Source organism: Gelidimonas diazotrophica (genome assembly GCF_055694025.1).
On record NZ_CM146349.1, the window covers coordinates 87,450 to 104,243 of the forward strand.

At 60.6% G+C, this 16,794-nt stretch carries 12 protein-coding genes and 1 pseudogene; 11 read left to right on the top strand and 2 right to left on the bottom strand.

Going from position 1 to position 16,794, the window contains the following annotated elements:
* Together xdhB and xdhA are read right to left on the bottom strand one after the other, a co-directional pair.
* The gene (gene xdhB / locus KGFNPO_RS00415; RefSeq protein ID WP_472634531.1) at positions 1 to 2,337 is read right to left on the bottom strand and encodes a xanthine dehydrogenase molybdopterin binding subunit; all 2,337 of its coding nucleotides are present in this window, start codon (positions 2,335 to 2,337) and stop codon (positions 1 to 3) included.
* 117 nt (positions 2,338 to 2,454) lie between these two features.
* Positions 2,455 to 3,858, bottom strand: a pseudogene (gene xdhA, locus KGFNPO_RS00420) (xanthine dehydrogenase small subunit); the annotation flags it as partial.
* Between the two features lie 329 nt (positions 3,859 to 4,187).
* Here xdhA and KGFNPO_RS00425 point away from each other — a divergent pair.
* The 11 genes from KGFNPO_RS00425 (at position 4,188) to KGFNPO_RS00475 (ending at position 16,788) form a co-directional block, all read left to right on the top strand.
* Positions 4,188 to 5,708, top strand: a complete 1,521-nt coding sequence (locus KGFNPO_RS00425) for an ABC transporter ATP-binding protein (RefSeq protein ID WP_472632603.1) — start codon at positions 4,188 to 4,190, stop codon at positions 5,706 to 5,708.
* A gap of 193 nt (positions 5,709 to 5,901) precedes the next feature.
* Entirely contained in the window at positions 5,902 to 6,930 is a 1,029-nt protein-coding gene (locus tag KGFNPO_RS00430) for an ABC transporter permease (protein ID WP_472634532.1), read from the top strand.
* On the top strand, positions 6,930 to 7,862 hold the full coding sequence (locus tag KGFNPO_RS00435; protein ID WP_472632604.1) for an ABC transporter permease: 933 nt from the start codon (positions 6,930 to 6,932) through the stop codon (positions 7,860 to 7,862). Before KGFNPO_RS00430 ends, KGFNPO_RS00435 begins: the two co-directional genes overlap by 1 nt.
* A gap of 138 nt (positions 7,863 to 8,000) precedes the next feature.
* Positions 8,001 to 8,285 carry a phosphopantetheine-binding protein gene (locus KGFNPO_RS00440; RefSeq protein WP_472614245.1) on the top strand — a complete coding sequence of 95 codons (285 nt, stop codon included), beginning with the start codon at positions 8,001 to 8,003 and terminating at the stop codon, positions 8,283 to 8,285.
* The gene (locus tag KGFNPO_RS00445) at positions 8,285 to 8,923 is read left to right on the top strand and encodes a COG4648 family protein (RefSeq protein WP_472632605.1); all 639 of its coding nucleotides are present in this window, start codon (positions 8,285 to 8,287) and stop codon (positions 8,921 to 8,923) included. The genes KGFNPO_RS00440 and KGFNPO_RS00445 overlap by 1 nt, the downstream gene beginning before the upstream one ends.
* Positions 8,924 to 8,942: 19 nt before the next feature.
* The gene (locus KGFNPO_RS00450) at positions 8,943 to 10,613 is read left to right on the top strand and encodes an AMP-binding protein (protein WP_472632606.1); all 1,671 of its coding nucleotides are present in this window, start codon (positions 8,943 to 8,945) and stop codon (positions 10,611 to 10,613) included.
* Between the two features lie 4 nt (positions 10,614 to 10,617).
* Positions 10,618 to 11,550, top strand: coding sequence for an LpxL/LpxP family acyltransferase (locus KGFNPO_RS00455; protein ID WP_472632607.1), 933 nt, complete (start codon positions 10,618 to 10,620; stop codon positions 11,548 to 11,550).
* Between the two features lie 186 nt (positions 11,551 to 11,736).
* On the top strand, positions 11,737 to 12,342 hold the full coding sequence (locus KGFNPO_RS00460) for a LolA-related protein (protein ID WP_472632608.1): 606 nt from the start codon (positions 11,737 to 11,739) through the stop codon (positions 12,340 to 12,342).
* Positions 12,339 to 14,741: an MMPL family transporter gene (locus tag KGFNPO_RS00465; RefSeq protein ID WP_472632609.1), complete on the top strand. Its 2,403-nt coding sequence runs from the start codon at positions 12,339 to 12,341 to the stop codon at positions 14,739 to 14,741. The genes KGFNPO_RS00460 and KGFNPO_RS00465 overlap by 4 nt, the downstream gene beginning before the upstream one ends.
* A complete protein-coding gene (locus tag KGFNPO_RS00470) occupies positions 14,731 to 15,546 on the top strand; it encodes a polysaccharide deacetylase family protein (protein ID WP_472632610.1) in 816 nt (271 codons plus the stop codon). Before KGFNPO_RS00465 ends, KGFNPO_RS00470 begins: the two co-directional genes overlap by 11 nt.
* Positions 15,547 to 15,594: 48 nt before the next feature.
* Positions 15,595 to 16,788: a beta-ketoacyl-[acyl-carrier-protein] synthase family protein gene (locus KGFNPO_RS00475; protein WP_472632611.1), complete on the top strand. Its 1,194-nt coding sequence runs from the start codon at positions 15,595 to 15,597 to the stop codon at positions 16,786 to 16,788.
* The last annotated feature ends 6 nt before the right edge of the window (positions 16,789 to 16,794 follow it).

The following is a 16,794-nucleotide window of genomic DNA, read 5'->3' on the forward strand; positions in this document are numbered from 1 at the left end:
TCAGCCCTCTCCCGCTTGCGGGAGAGGGAGTAAAGGCGCAGCCACCGCTTCGACCGTTTTCAGAATTTCCTCGCTGGTGGCCGGTGCATTCAGCGGCGGGTTGATCCGATAATCCGCCACGCTGGCAATCGCGTCGCGGATCGCGAAGAAGACCGAGAACGGCAGCAACAGCGGTGGTTCGCCGGCGGCTTTGGAGCGGTGGATGCTGTCTGCCACGTTGCGATTTTTGAATAGCTTGACGCGGAAATCTTCGGGACAGTCGGAGATGGCCGGGATCTTGTAAGTCGACGGCGCATGCGTCATCAGCTTGCCTTCTTTATTCCACCACAATTGTTCGGTAGTGAGCCAGCCCATACCCTGGATGAAACCGCCTTCCACCTGGCCCAGATCGATTGCCGGATTGAGCGAATTACCGACGTCGTACAGCAGATCGGCGCGCAGCAATTTCCACTCGCCGGTCAGCGTATCGACAACTACTTCCGACACCGCCGCGCCATAGCAAAAGTAGGAAAACGGATTGCCGCGCATGGTGCTTGGATCCCATTGCAAGCCGGGCGTCGCGTAGAAACCGTCCGACCATAGCTGGATGCGCGCCAGATAAGCGCTTTGCACCAGTGCGGCAAACGGGACGCTGTGGCCGTTGCTGGTGACAACATCGTCGGCGAAGCGCACTTCAGCCGCATCGCCGCCGTATTGTTGTGCCGCAAATGTCGCCAACCGCGCGCGGATCTGGCCTGCCGCATCTTGCGCCGCCTTGCCGTTCAAGTCGGCACCGGTGGAGGCGGCAGTCGCTGATGTGTTGGCGACCTTGCTGGTGTCGGTTGCCGTGCAGCGCACCCGCGCCAGCCGGATGCCGAGTTCCTGCGCCACCACTTGCGCCACTTTGGTGTTGACGCCCTGGCCCATTTCGGTGCCGCCGTGGTTGACCAGCACCGAGCCGTCCAGATACACATGCACCAACGCGCCGGCCTGATTCAAATGAGTCAGATTGAACGCGATGCCGAACTTGACCGGCGTCAGTGCGATGCCTTTTTTCAGCACCGGATTGGCGGCATTGAAGCTGCGGGTGGCGGCGCGACGGGCGCAATAATCGCTGCTGGCTTCCAGTTCGGCCACCAATGTATGGATCACGTTATCGACCACTTTCTGGCTGTAGGGGGTGACGTTTCTGCCGTCGGCGTCGTCAACGCCGTAAAAATTAATCTTGCGCACGTCCAGCGCATCCATGCCCAGCGTGCGGGCGATGTCGTCGATTGCGTATTCGATTGCGATTGCGCCTTGCGGGCCGCCGAAACCACGGAAGGCGGTGTTCGACTGGGTGTTGGTCTTGCCGCACAGCGCATGGATTTCCACTTCCGACAAGTAATACGCATTGTCGAAATGGCACACCGCACGGGTCGCCACCGGCCCGGACAGATCGGCCGAGTAACCGGCGCGCAATACCATCTCCACCTTGGCTGCGAGGATGCGGCCGGTCGCATCGAAGCCGACTTCGTATTCGTAATAAAAGCAGTGGCGCTTGCCGCTGACCATCATGTCGTCGTCGCGGTCGGCGCGCAGCTTGACCGGGCGCTGCAGCTTATGCGCAGCGATTGCCGCCACCGCCGCCCACTGCGCCGATTGTGATTCCTTGCCGCCGAAACCGCCGCCCATGCGGCGGCATTCGACCGTGATGTTGTGTATCGGCAGGCCCAGCGCATGGGCGACTACATGCAGCATTTCGCTGGGATGCTGGGTCGAGCACAGCAGCAGCATGCCGTGCTGTTCTTTCGGGATCGCGGTGGAAACTTGCCCTTCCAGGTAAAAATGTTCTTGCCCGCCGACTTCCAGCGTGCCCTTGACGCGCTGCGGCGCAGACGCCAGCGCCTTGGCCGCATCGCCGCGCTGCAAATGCATCGGCGGCAGCACGTAGGACTCTACGGCGCGGGCCGCTTGCGGCGTCAAAATCGCCGGCAATGTTGCATAGTCGATTTTTGCCAGCCGTACCGCCCGGCGCGCCAGGTCGTGACTGGTGGCAATCACGGCGAAGATCGGCTGGCCCGCATATTGCACCAGGCCGTCGGCCAGAATCGGGTCGTCGTGGAGGATCGGGCCGCAATCGTTCAGTCCCGGAATATCGGCCGCAGTCAGCACCGCGACTACGCCGGGAGCGGTTTTGACAGCTTCCAGATCAATTGAGCGGATGGTGGCGTGGGCCTGTTCCGACAAGCCCAGCGCTGCATGCAGCGTGCCGTGCAGTTCCGGCGCATCGTCGGTATAGGTGGCTTCACCCAGCACATGCAGTACCGCCGATTCGTGCGGATGCGGGCGGCCGATTTCGGTCCCGATTTTGGTCAAAGTAGTGCAGGCCTCCGTGCCTGCATCGGTCGTATCACTACGCACCGGCTTGCAGGCACGCAGGCCTGCACTACTAAAAACATTGAGTAGCGGTGCATCCGGCCGCGTTTCCAGCCAAAAACGGCGCAGCAAATTTTGCGCAGCCTTCATCCGGTAGCTGCCGGAGGCGCGCATGTCGGATAGCGGCGCGTAATCGTCGGCCATTGCCGCCGTCGCGTTTTGCAACGTGGCTTCATTCCAGGGCTGGCCTTGCAGCGCGGCTTCTGCTTTTGCCGCGCGTTTCGGCGTCGGGGCCATGCCGCCAAAAGCGATGCGCGGGTGTTGAATAATGCCGTTGTCGAGGGCGATGGAAAATGCCGCGCAGACCGCCGAAATATCCTGATCGAAGCGTTTCGCCAGTTTGTAGGTGCGAAAATGCCGTCCGGCTTGCGGCAACGGCACCCGTACTGCAGCAACGAATTCGCCGCTTTGCAGTGCATTCTTTTGGTAGCCAAGGTAAAAATCTTCCAGCGGCAAGCTACGTTCTCCATTGCCGCCGTACAGTACGATGTGCGCACCGAGCGCAATCAGAAAAGGCATCGAATCGCCAATCGGTGAACCATTCGCGACGTTGCCGCCCAGTGTGCCGACATTGCGGATCGGTTCCGAGGCGAAGCGTTGCCATAGCTCGGATAACTCGTTTGGATAATGCCGGCACAGCGCCGCGTAAGCGTCGTTGAGCGTGACGCCGGCACCGATGACCAACTGACCATTTTGTTCGGTCACGGTTTGCAATTCGGCGATGTGCCCGATATAAATCAGAGCATGCAAGTCGCGCAATTGCTTGGTGACCCACAGCCCGATATCGGTAGCGCCAGCCAGAATGTGCGCGGCCGGATATGCTGCGCGGGCGGCAATCAGCTGCGCCAGCGTGCGCGGTGCGACGAAGGTTTGGCCACTGTTGCTGTAGTTAAACGTGTCGTCGCGTTGCAGAGTTTGCAGCGTCTGCGCCAGTGCGGCGCTGTCAAAATGCACCGGCGGCAATTGGCCCATGCGCTGTGCTGCGGCGATGATGGGCCGGTAGCCGGTGCAGCGACACAGGTTGCCGGACAGCGCGGTGTCGATTTCGCGCCGTGACAGCGCAGCCGTTTGGCCTTCGTGCCGCAGGTACACGCTCCATAGCGACATCACAAAACCCGGCGTGCAAAAGCCGCATTGCGAACCGTGACACTCCACCATCGCCTGCTGCACCGGATGCAGGCTGCCGTCGGCCTGCTGCAAATCTTCCACCGTGAACAGGGCGCGGCCATCCAGCGTCGGCATCAACTGGATGCAGGCATTGACCGCTTTCAGCGCGAGTTCGCCATTGTGCAATGCGCCGATGACCACCGTGCATGCGCCGCAATCGCCCTCGGCGCAGCCTTCCTTGGTGCCGGTGCAATGCAGGTCTTCGCGCAGATATTGCAGAATGGTCCGGGTCGGCGCGACATCCTGCACGCTCTGGATTGCGCCGCGATGGTAAAAACGGATAGCTTCGGACATGGCGGTTCCACTGGTGTTTGACTGGTTCAATTGGTTTTTGCTATATTAATATGAGTATATTTTATAGCCGCAATAAATGTATGCGGGAAATGCCATAAAAAATGTGATACTCCCTATTTTTTAAGAAACGCGCTGCGCCCCGATGCTGGTTCGTGCCTTTCGCGAGCAATCCGTAACATCTGCACTTCAAGATTAGCACCTGTACGCAATACGGTTACATCCGCATCTTAATATTAGGCATCTGGAATAAAATAGCGGACTTGCGCAAGGTTGCTGTAAGTTTGTGCAACAAAATATTCCTCCCAACCTGTCCAAACCATGACCAATCGATGACCAATCGCCTTGAGTTGCATCAAATCACCAAGCGCTACCCGTCGGTGGTGGCTAACGATGGCATCGATTTGATCGTCAAACCGGGCGAAATTCATGCGGTGCTGGGCGAAAACGGTGCCGGCAAATCGACTTTGATGAAGATCATTTACGGCGCGGTCAAGCCGGATGCCGGACGCGTGCTGTGGAATGGCGCCGAAGTCGAAATCGCTAATCCGGCTCAGGCGCGTGCGCTCGGGATTGCGATGGTGTTCCAGCATTTTTCGCTGTTCGATACCCTCACCGTGGCAGAAAATATCGCGCTTGGTTTACCGTCGGACACCAAGCTGGACGAGTTGGCGCAGCGCATTTCCAGCACGGCGGCGCAATACGGGCTGGAGCTGGAGCCGCAACGCCATGTGCATACACTGTCGGTGGGCGAATGCCAGCGGGTCGAAATCGTGCGGGCGTTGCTGGCCAAGCCGCAATTGCTGATCCTCGACGAGCCGACTTCGGTGCTGACGCCGCAGGCGGTCGAAAAGCTGTTCGAAACCTTGCGCCAACTGGCGTCCGAGGGCTGCAGCATTTTGTACATCAGCCACAAGCTCGATGAAATCCGGGCGCTGTGCCACACCTGCAGCGTGCTGCGCGGCGGCAAAAATACCGGCGTCTGCGATCCGCGCACGGAAACCGCAGCCAGCCTGTCGCGCCTGATGATCGGGGCCGAACCGCCCACCATTCAGCGGCAAATGCGCACGCCGGGCGCGACTATGCTGGAAGTCAAGCAACTGTCGCTGGCAAAAAGCCATCCGTTCGCCACCCCGCTGTCCGACATCAGTTTTACGGTGCGCACCGGCGAAATAGTGGGCGTGGCGGGCATTTCCGGCAACGGCCAGCAAGAATTGCTGGCGGCGCTGTCGGGCGAGGATCGGCGCGCAAAACCGGATGCGATTGTGTTGCAAGGCAAACCGGCCGGCAATCTGCCGCCGGGTTTGCGGCGTCGGGGCGGTTTGGGTTTTGTGCCGGAAGAACGGCTCGGGCGCGGCGCGGTGCCCGACATGTCGCTGGCCGACAACGTGCTGCTGACGCTGCAAACGCCGCTGACGATTCGCTTCGGCCTGATCCGCAATAGCGTGCTGGTGCAGCGCGCCGCCGACGTGATCGCCCGTTTCAAGGTCAAGGCCGGCGGACCGCAGGCGGCGGCGCGCAGTCTGTCGGGTGGTAATTTACAAAAATACATTGTCGGCCGCGAAGTCATGCGCGGCCCCAAGGTGCTGATCGTGGCGCAACCGACCTGGGGCGTCGATGTCGGCGCGGCGGCGCAAATCCGCGCTGAACTGGTGGCCTTGCGCGACGCCGGTTGCGCGTTGCTGGTGATTTCAGAGGAGTTGGACGAATTGTTTGAAATTTCCGATCGGCTGGTGGTGCTGGCCAAGGGCAGGATGTCGCCATCGATTGCTACCGCTGATGCGACGGTGGCCTTGATCGGCCAGTGGATGAGCGGTTTGTGGGATCAGCGGCAGGAGGCTAGTCATGGTTGATGAGCGCGGTGAAAAGACCGTCCCAGCATCCGCTGCCTCCCTCTCCCCCAACCCCTCTCCCGCGAGCGAATCGCATGGCGATTCGGGCACCACAAAAAACCATGCCGGGCGAGGGGAGCGAAGTGCGCCGCTGCGTGATTCTCGCTTCAGATGGCGACTGCGATTAGAGCCGCGCGCCAATCCCTCCACCTTGATGTCGTGGCTGTCGCCGTTGCTGGCGTTGTTGCTGACGGTGTTGTGCGGCGCGATTTTGTTCGCGGCGCTGGGCAAGAGTCCGCTCGCCGGCTTGTCGATTTTTTTCCTGGAGCCGCTCAAGGATCTGCGCGGCTGGTCTGAAGTCGGCATCAAGGTCGCACCGTTATTGCTGATTGCGGTCGGACTGGCGATTTGTTTTCGCGCCAATGTTTTCAATATCGGTGCCGAAGGGCAACTGGTGGTCGGCGCTGCGGCCGGTGGGGCGGTCGCGCTGTATTTCGATGATGGTAGCGGCGCCAGCGGCGGCGCGGCCATGATCGCCGTCGTGCTGCTGGCCGGCATGCTGGGCGGGATGGCGTGGGCGGCGATTACCGCTTTTCTGCGCGACCGTTTCAATGCCAATGAAATTCTGGTGTCGCTGATGCTGGTGTACGTGGGCCAATTGCTGCTGAGTTTTCTGGTGCATGGCGCGCTGAAGGACCCGGAGGGCTTCAATTTCCCGCAATCGAAGCTATTTTCCGACGACTTCCTGCTGCCGATTGTGCTGCAGGGTACGCGCCTGCATCTGGGGATCGTGCTGGCGTTGCTGGCGGCGCTGGCCGGCTGGCTGTTTCTGAGTAAAAGCATCGCGGGCTACGGGATTCAGGTCGGCGGTGCGGCACCGATGGCGGCGCGTTATGCGGGCTTTTCGTCGCGCAAATCGTTATGGACTTCGATGCTGATTTGCGGCGCACTGGCTGGTCTGGCGGGCGTCTGTGAAGTGCTGGGGCCGATCGGGCAAATCACGCCGTCGGTATCGCCCGGTTATGGTTTTGCCGCCATCATCGTCGCCTTTGTCGGGCGACTGCATCCGATTGGCGTGATTTTTTCCAGCTTCATCATGGCGCTGTTTTATATCGGCGGCGAACTGTCGCAGTCGCGTCTGGGCATGCCGAACGCAATCACCGGCGTGTTTCAGGGCATCCTGCTGTTTTCGCTGCTGGCTTGTGATGTCTTGATCAATTACAAAATCCGCTGGAGCAAATAATGGACGCCTCTTTATCATCACTCGCATCCTTGATCGCCTCCAGCATCAACGCCGGCACGCCGCTGATGCTGGCTGCGCTCGGTCTGCTGATCAACGAAAAGGCCGGGGTCGTCAACCTCGGTGCGGAAGGCATGATGCTGGTGGCCGCGATCATCGGTTTCGCGGTTGCAGTCGATAGCGGCAGCCCGGCGCTGGGCTTTGTTGCCGGCGCTGCTGCCGGCATGCTGCTGGCGGGATTTTTCGCCTGGCTGACGGTCTGGCTCGGCACCAATCAGTACGCCACCGGGCTGGCGCTGACGCTGTTCGGCGGCGGCGCGTCGGCGTATATCGGCATTGCGTATGTCGGCAGTAGTTTGCATAACGTCGCTTCTGGCATTCCTTTTCTGGAAAACATGCCATTCCTGGGCCGTGCGTTGTTCCGCCAGCATCCGATGGTGTATCTGTCGCTGCTGCTGTGCGCTGCCATTGCCTGGTTCTTGTACCGCAGCCGCGCCGGATTGGTGCTGCGCGCAGTCGGCGAATCGCCGTCTTCTGCCCATGCGCTGGGCTATAACGTGCGCCGCATCCGGCTCGCCGCGCTATTGTTTGGCGGCGCTTGTTGCGGTCTGGCCGGCGCTTTTTTGTCGCTGGTGTATACGCCGCAATGGGTCGAAGGCATGACGGCGGGGCGCGGCTGGATCGCGCTGGCGCTGACCACTTTCGCCACCTGGCGTCCGGCGCGGGTGCTGATCGGCGCTTACCTGTTTGGCGGCGTCACCATCCTGAGCTTTTACATCCAGGCCAAAGGGGTGGCAATCCCCGCGCAATTACTGTCGATGCTGCCGTATCTGGCCACCATCGTGGTGCTGGTGCTGATTTCGCGCAATGCGAACTGGATCAAGCTCAACATGCCGGCCTCGCTGGGCAAGAATTTCAATCCGCATAGCGGATGAACGGATGAGCGGCGCAGCGATAAAAATCAGGGCCGGCGGGCTCCGGGGCATGGCAAAAAAACAATGATCGATTGAGCGCTATAATATCCGGCCACGCTGAAAGCGATAGCGAGTCGTTTGATTTACCGGTAAAGAAAAATGAAGCCTGAAAGCATAGCGAGATACGATATCGGCCTGCAAAATGAGATCGCCGAACTGATCATTCAGGGTTTGAATCTGGACCTGAGCGCCGCCGCGATCAATCCGGACGAGCCGCTGTATGGCGATGGTTTGGGACTGGATTCAATCGATATACTTGAGGTCGCGCTGTTGATTTCCAAGCGTTATGGAATCCAGTTGCGCGCCAACAACGATGACAATCACCGCATTTTCACTTCGCTGCGCAGCTTGACGCAATACATCAGCGCGCAGAAACCGGCCTGATGTCTGCGGCGCTCAGACTCGGGCGCGGGATCGCAATCGTCGCGCTGGGCGTAGCGTATGCGTGTCTTGCGCACTATACGAATAGCCGCAATGGAACTGAAACGCTGGGCACCGTATTGGCGCTGGCGCCGATTGTGCTGGCGCTGCTGGCAATGGCCTGGCAAGCCCGTCATCGGATCGCCGCACTGTTGATATTTTGCCTCTGTTTTGCGGCACTGTTTGCTGGATGGAACATGCTGACCCAGCATTTCGCCCGGATTTACTGGCTTGAACACGCCGGCTCCCAACTGATGCTCTGCCTGGGCTTTGCGCGCACCCTGAGTCCCGGTCGGGAACCGATGTGTTCCTATTTTGCAAGAATGATCGATGGCCCGCTGACGCCGCAACTTGCGCGTTACACCAGACAAGTTACCAAGGCTTGGGCGATTTTTTTTGCTTTGATGGCGGCTGCTTCGACGCTGCTTTTCGTGGCAGTCGCGCAGTCGACATGGTCGGTATTTGCCAACTTCTTTACCGCGCCGCTGATTGGCCTGATGTTTGTGCTGGAGTTTGGCGCAAGGAAAGTCCTGCTGCCGGATATCCGGCACGGGCACATTCTCGATACCCTCAAAGTCGTCTGGAAAGTGCCTTCCCGTTAATCTCGCACCAAAAAATATCATGTCAACCTTGCCACTGATCACCCATAAACGTGCCGATAGCGTGATCGCCTGGCGCGACGGCTGCGCGGTGAGCGCCGCCCAATTTCTATTCGACGTCGCGCAACTGCGTGAAAAATTGCCTGCCGGCAGCCACATGCTGAACGCCTGTAATGATCGTTACCGGTTTGCCGTTGGCCTGGCTGCGGCGCTGCTGAGCAAAAAGATAAGCTTGCTGCCGCCGGCGCAAACGCCGGAAATGATCGGTCAGTTGCAGCGCTTTGCGCCGGATGCATTTTGCCTCACCGATCGCAAGGACTGCGCGATCGCGTTGCCGCAGTTGCAATTTCCCGCACTGGCAGCGCTGCCGGAGGCACATGAGCAAGACTTCGCGGCGCCTGAGGTCGATAGCGGGCAAGCGGTCGCCTATGTGTTTACCTCGGGTTCGACCGGGGCGCCTGGTGCGCACCTGAAAACCTGGGGCGCGCTGGTGCGTAACGCGCAGTCGGGCGCACGCCTGTGCGGCTTGAACGATGGCCGCCAGCACACGGTGATCGGCACCGTGCCGTCGCAGCACATGTTCGGCTTCGAATCGACGGTGCTGATGGTGATGCAAAGCGCAAATGCGCTGGCTGCCGGAGACGCGTTCTATCCGGCCGATATTTGTCATACGATCGCTTGCGTGCCGCGGCCGCGTATGCTGGTATCGACCCCGGTCCATTTGCGCGCACTGCTGCAGGCAGGATTGCAGGTGCCGGCGCTCGACCTGATTCTGTCGGCCACCGCGCCATTGTCATTGGCATTGGCGCAACAGCTGGAAGCTGCGTGCCAGGCGCCGTTGCTGGAAATTTACGGCAGTACCGAAACCGGTCAGATCGCCGCCCGCAATCCGACCCGGACCCAGCAGTGGCAATTACTCGACGGCGTCCGCCTGACCCAGCAAGACGGCGTCAGCTGGGCTTGCGGCGCGCATCTCGAATCCGCGACGCCGCTGCAGGATGTGATTGAGCAAATAGATGAACGTCACTTCCTGCTGCACGGGCGTACTGCCGACCTGGTCAACATTGCCGGCAAGCGCAGCTCGCTGACGTATTTGAATCTGCAATTGAATGCGATTGCCGGCGTCGTCGATGGCGCTTTTTTTATGCCGGACCAGGTAGCGCCCGATGGCGTGACGCGCTTGACCGCCTTTGTCGTCGCTCCTGCATGCACGCCGGCGACGCTGATGACGGCGCTGCGGGCGCGGGTGGATGCGGTGTTCCTGCCGCGCCCGCTGATCCTGGTCGATGCATTGCCGCGCAATGCGACCGGGAAATTGCCGCGCGAAGAGTTGAAATTGCTGGCGCTTGCCCAATCCGGGTCAGCCGGCCAGCTGCCATTGGCAATTGCGGCCGATCATCCGGTATTCGCAGGCCATTTCCCCGGCGCACCGATCGTCCCGGGCGCGCTGTTGCTCGATCTGGCGCTGCAGGCGATCGGCCAGCGCGTCGGGGCCGACCTGTCTGCCTGTCAAATCAACGCGGTCAAGTTTCTCAGCCCGGTGCGCCCGGGCGAGCCGGTATCGGTGCGCTACGAAACGCTGAGCAATGGCGTGAACAGTGGCGCGAGCAATGGCGCGATTCAGTTCGACATCCTGAGCGCGGAGCGTAAAGTCGCGACCGGCTCGATTCGCGTGCCGGCTGAAACGAGTTAAGCACATGCAGTCGTCACCACACAATCCGCCCGACTGGCAACATGCGCCGGAGCGCGGCAATCTGCTGTTGCTGCGCACCATGTCTTGGATTTCGCTGCGGCTGGGCCGGCCTGCGGGGCGCGTGGTGCTGCGCTTGGTTGCCGGCTATTTCCTGCTGTTTGCCCCGGCCAGCCGAGCCGCTTCGCGCGATTATCTGGGCCGCATCCTGCAGCGCCCGGTGCGCTGGAGCGATATCTACCGGCACTTTTTCTGTTTTGCCGCTACCGTGCACGACCGGATCTATCTACTCAATCAGCGCTTCGACCTGTTCCAGATCGAGGTCGAGGGTGAAGCGCTGATCCAGCAGGCGCTAGCGGATGCGGATAAACAAGGCCTGTTCCTGTTGGGCGCCCACATGGGCAGCTTCGAAGTCATTCGCGCTCTGGGTGAGCGGCATGCCGGCTTGCAGGTTGCGATGGTCATGTACGAAGAAAATGCGCGCAAGATCAACCGGATGCTGGCCGCCATCAATCCGGCCGCGCAGCAGGAGGTGATCGCGCTGGGTAAAGTGGATTCGATGCTGAAAGTCAATGCATGCCTGCAGCAGGGCAAGGTCATCGGAATACTGGCCGACCGCACGCTGGGCGACGACGTGATGCAGCCGGTGACGCTGCTGGGCGGCAGCGCAAACTTGCCGCTGGGACCATTCCGGATGGCGGCAATCCTGCGTCGCCCGGTGTTTTTCATGGTCGGTCTGTATCTGGGGGGAAACCGCTACCAGATACACTTTGAGCAACTCGCCGATTTTTCCTGCACTGCGCGCGGGCAGCGCCAGATCGAGATGCAGCGGGCGCTGGCGCGGTATGCCGAATTGCTGGAGAAATACTGCCGGCGCGCGCCGTATAACTGGTTCAATTTTTACAATTTCTGGCAATCTACACCGGCCAAGAGCAAATAGCTGACGTGACGCATGCCCAGTATTTATTGGAGTATATTTTATATCCGCAATGAATATATGCGGAAAATGCCATAAAAATGATGATACTCCTTATTTTTTTCGAAGCGCGCGGTGGCCTGAGGTCGGTTCGTGTCTTGCGTGGACAATGCGTAACCAATACGTAACATCAATAAACAGGATGGATTCATGAAGGCTGCTGCGTTACCACCGATGTTCCGCAATACGATCGCGTTTCTGCTGCTGGCTAGCGCCATGCTGCAGCCGCAACAGGCGTTGGCCGCCGGCTGGAACCTTGACCAGTTGATGCAATCGCTGGCGCTGGCGAAATCGGGCCGCGCCACGTTCGTCGAGAAAAAAACCCTTGCGATGCTTGATCGGCCGCTGGAATCTTCCGGCGAATTGCAATATATCGCGCCTGACATTCTGGAAAAACGCACGATCAAGCCGAAGCCGGAAACCATGCGGGTCGAAGGCGATGTCATGACGATAGTGCGGGGACGCCAGAAATTCACCTTGTCATTGCAACAGTACCCGGAGCTGGCCGCTTTCATCGACAGCATCCGTGGCACGCTGGCAGGCGACCGCAAGGCGTTGGAGCGCGCATATACACTGAAACTGGAAGGCGGCGCGCAGCGCTGGCTGCTGTCGTTGTCGCCAACCGATGCCAAGATGGCGACGCAGATTCATTTGATCCAGATCACCGGCAGTGCCGATGATGTGCGCAGCATCAACGTCATCCAGACCGACGGCGATCGTTCGCTGATGACGATCGATCGGATCGCAGCGCAATGAAGCTGCAGTCGCGCCGGATCGCGCTCTTTGCCTGGCTGCTGGGGGTGGCGCTTTGTTGCGTGGTGATTGCCCGCACCACGTTCATCAACGACCTGTCAGGATTTCTGCCGCAATCGCCGACCAAGGAACAGCAGGTCTTGCTGGATCAGTTGCGCGAAGGAGTGGTGTCGCGGCTGATCTTGATCGGGATCGAAGGCGGTGACACGGAGTTGCGTGCGGCACTGTCCAAGGAAACTGCCAAACGCCTGCGCGCCGAGCCGGCCTTTGTGACGGTGAATAACGGCGAGCCGCTGAATGCCGAAAGAGACCAGGCGTTCTTGTTCGGCAACCGCTATTTATTGAGTCCGGCGGTCACGCCCGAGCGATTTTCCGTTGCCGGCTTGCACGGAGCAATCGGCGACACCATCGATTTGCTGGTTTCTCCGGCCGGCCTGTTGATCAAGCCGCTGCTGCCGCGCGACCCGACCGGCGAGATCGTGCAGTTGCTGGGCCAGATGAACGGCGTAAATCAGCCGCGCATGCAGCATGGCGCCTGGGCTTCGCAGGATGCCGCGCGGGCGCTGCTGCTGGTCCAAACCCGCGTCGCCGGGGCCGATACCGATGGCCAGCAACAGGCGATGCAGCAAATCCGGCACGCCTTCGATGCGGCGCGCCAGCAACACGGCGCAAGCGCGGCGGCAGTCAAGCTGGTGATGACTGGGCCGGGCGTGTTTTCGGTGCTGGCGCGCCAGACCATCAAAAGCGAGGTCACCCGCCTGTCCGTCATCAGCACTGCCATCATCATCACTTTGCTATGGCTGGTGTACCGTTCATTGACCGCGTTGGCGCTCGGCCTGTTGCCGGTGATTTCCGGTGCATTGGTGGCGGTGGCCGCGGTCAGTCTCGGATTCGGCGCGGTGCACGGCATTACGCTCGGCTTTGGCACCACGCTGATCGGCGAGGCGGTCGACTATTCGATCTATCTTTTCGTGCAGTCGCGGCAATCGAGTGTTGGAGGCAGCAGTACCCCGACCGACTGGGTTGCCGATTTCTGGCCGACGATCCGGCTTGGGGTGCTGACTTCGATCACCGGTTTTGCTTCGCTGTTGCTGTCGAGCTTTCCCGGGCTGGCTCAGCTCGGCCTGTATTCGATTGCCGGCTTGATCGCGGCCGCGACGGTGACCCGATTCGTGTTGCCGCATCTATTGCCCGACAATTTCCGGATTCGCGACGTGTCCGCCATCGGACGCAGATTATCCGGCGTCACGCGGCGCGCGAGCGCATTGCGCTGGCCCTTGATGCTGCTGATCCTGGCGGCGGCGGTGGTCGTCGTGCTGCACCGCACTACGCTGTGGAATCCGGAACTGTCTTCCCTGAGCCCGGTGTCGCAGGCGGATCAGGCCACCGATGCCGGTCTGCGCGCGGATATGGGAGCTCCGGACGTGCGTTACATGGTGGTCCTGTCCGGTGCAGACCGGGAAGCGGTATTGCAGTCGGCTGAAAAGATTGCTGAGCATTTACAGCCATTGGTGGAGCAGGGCGTATTGGCCGGATTTCAAAGCCCCAGCCAATATCTGCCTAGCGTGGCGACGCAACGTGCGCGGCAGGCCAGTTTGCCGGGCCCGGAACTGAGGCAGCGGCTGCAGCAGGCAACCATCGGCCTGCCGGTGCGGGCCGAACTGTTCGCGCCCTTTGTCGCCGATGTGGCAACAGCCAAAAGCCGCGCGCCATTGCAGCGCAGCGATTTAAACCATACCTCATTGGCGCTGGCGCTCGATTCCCTGTTGTACCAGCGCGGCAGCGGCTGGAATGCGGTGCTGCCATTGACAGCCGCCGCGCCGTCCGGCATGGGCATTCTGGCCGCACCGGTGCGCGCCGCGCTGGCCATGGCTGGCCAGCCGAATGCACTGTTGGTCGACTTGAAAGCGGAGTCCGATCATTTGTATCTGGGCTATTTGCGCGAGGCCATCCTGTTGTCGTCGGCCGGTTTGGCCGGCATCGCGCTGTTGTTATGGTTCACCTTGCGCTCGCCGCTAGCGGTAATCCGCGTGATGGCGCCGCTGTTGGGCGCCATAGTCACGGTGGTCGCCGGGCTGGCCTTGTGCGATCAGCGCCTGACGATCCTGCATCTGGTGGGGCTGTTGCTGATCGTCGCGGTGGGTTCCAACTATGCATTGTTTTTCAATCAGCCAGGCAGTGCCGCGTCCGCTTCCGGCAGCCACCCTGCGCCCGGCATCACGCCGCAAACCCTGACTTCCTTGGTGTTTGCCAATCTGACCACGGTGGCCGGCTTTGGCTTGCTGGGCTTCTCGCAAGTACCGGTACTGCAGGCGATCGGCACTACGGTTGGGCCCGGCGCTGTGCTGGCACTGATTTTTTCGGCGGTTTTTGCCAGCCAGAAGTCGAATGATGCCAAATAAGCCAATGCGCTGGCGACCGACAGCGCTGGTCAGCAGCACTTTTTTGCTGCATCTGGCGCTGCTGGCGACGATTGTTGCGTTACCCCACCTCTGGTGCTGGGTACTGGCGATCATCTTGGCCAACCACGTGCTGATCACGCTGGTCGGCTTATGGCCGCGCAGCACCTGGCTCGGCCCGAACTGGACCCGATTGCCGCCTGCCTCTGCCGCCCAAGGTGAAATTGCGTTGACCATCGACGATGGGCCGGACCCGGACGTGACGCCGCAGGTACTCGAAATGCTGGATCGCTACCGCGTCAAGGCAAGTTTTTTTTGCATCGGCGACAACGCGGCCCGTTATCCCGATCTTTGCAGAAACATCGTCGAACGCGGACATACGGTTGAAAACCATAGCCAGCGGCACCGCCACAATTTTTCGCTACTCGGCCTCTACGGCTTGCGGCGCGAGATACAAGCCGGGCAGCACACGTTAAGCGCGATCACCGGCTGCGCGCCAATGTTCTTCCGGGCCCCGGCTGGTTTACGCAATATCTTTCTGGACCCGGTGCTGGCCAAACTTGGATTGCGTCTGGCTAGTTGGAGTGCACGCGGTTTTGACACCAACACCACGGACCCGGCGCTGGTCTGCCGCAGATTGACGCAAAACCTGAAGGCGGGCGACATCTTGCTGCTGCACGATGGCAACTGCGCACGGACCGACGCCGGGGTGCCGGTGATCATCGCGGTGCTGCCGCTGTTGTTTGACGCCGCAGCCAACGCCGGCCTGCATTTCGTCACGCTGCCAAACACAGTTCAATCGATTTAGTTTGCTAGAATCGCGACACACCCACTGACGAGTCGCTCTCTTGCTGCCTTGAAACCGCTCTTACTTTCGCACTTCACGGCCACCAGTTGTCTCGGTCGCGGCCTTTCCCAGACCCTGGAGGCGCTGCGCCAACGCAAAAGCGGGCTGCAGCTTTGCGATTTCGATATCGTCGATCTCGACACCTATATCGGCGCGGTCGCCGGCGTCGACGACGTCAGGCTGCGGGCCGACTTGCAGGCGTTTGACTGCCGCAACAACCGTCTGCTGCAACTCGCGCTGGAACAAGACGGTTTTGCCGATGCGGTAGCAACGGCGATCGGACGCTACGGCCGCCAGCGGGTCGGCGTGTTTCTGGGCACCAGCACCGCAGGTATCCTGCAAACCGAACTGGCTTACCGGCGGCGCGATAGCGTGACAGGCGCGCTGCCGGCGGATTTTCATTATGCGGAAACCCACAATACTTTTTCGGCAGCCAAATTTGCGCAGCGTTATTTCGGCTTGAGCGGGCCGGCCGCGGTGGTTTCTTCCGCGTGTTCTTCCAGTGCCAAAGTATTCGGTTCGGCGCGGCGCATGATCGAAGCCGGCATCATCGATGCGGCGCTGGTCGGCGGCGTCGATTCGTTATGCCTGACCACGCTGTATGGCTTCAATGCGCTGGGCCTGATCTCGGCCCAGCCTTGCCGTCCCTATGACGCCGGGCGCAACGGCATCTCGATCGGCGAAGCTGCTGCGCTGGTGCTGCTGGAACGGCTGCCGGACAGTATCGATGCCGACGCCGTGCTGTTGTTGGGGATCGGCGAGTCGAGCGACGCTTACCACATGTCGTCGCCGCATCCGGACGGCCTGGGTGCGAAAATCGCCATGCAAAATGCGTTGACCAGCGCCCATCTGTTGCCCGCGCAGATCGATTACATCAATCTGCATGGCACTGCCACGCTCAGCAATGACGCTTCGGAAGGGCGGGCGGTGGCCGCCTTGTTCGGTACCTCGACTCCTTGCAGTTCCACCAAGGGCGCGACCGGACACACGCTGGGAGCCGCCGGCGGACTCGAAGCGGTGATTTGTGCATTGGCGCTGCAACATGGCTTGATGCCGGGCGGCATCAACACCCGCCAGCGCGATCCTGATTTGCCAGTGAATTACTTGCTGGACAATCGTGCGCAACGGGTCGATCGGGTTCTGAGCAATTCTTTCGGTTTTGGCGGCACCAATTGCAGCCTGATTTTCGGCCGCGCTAATTAAGTCTTC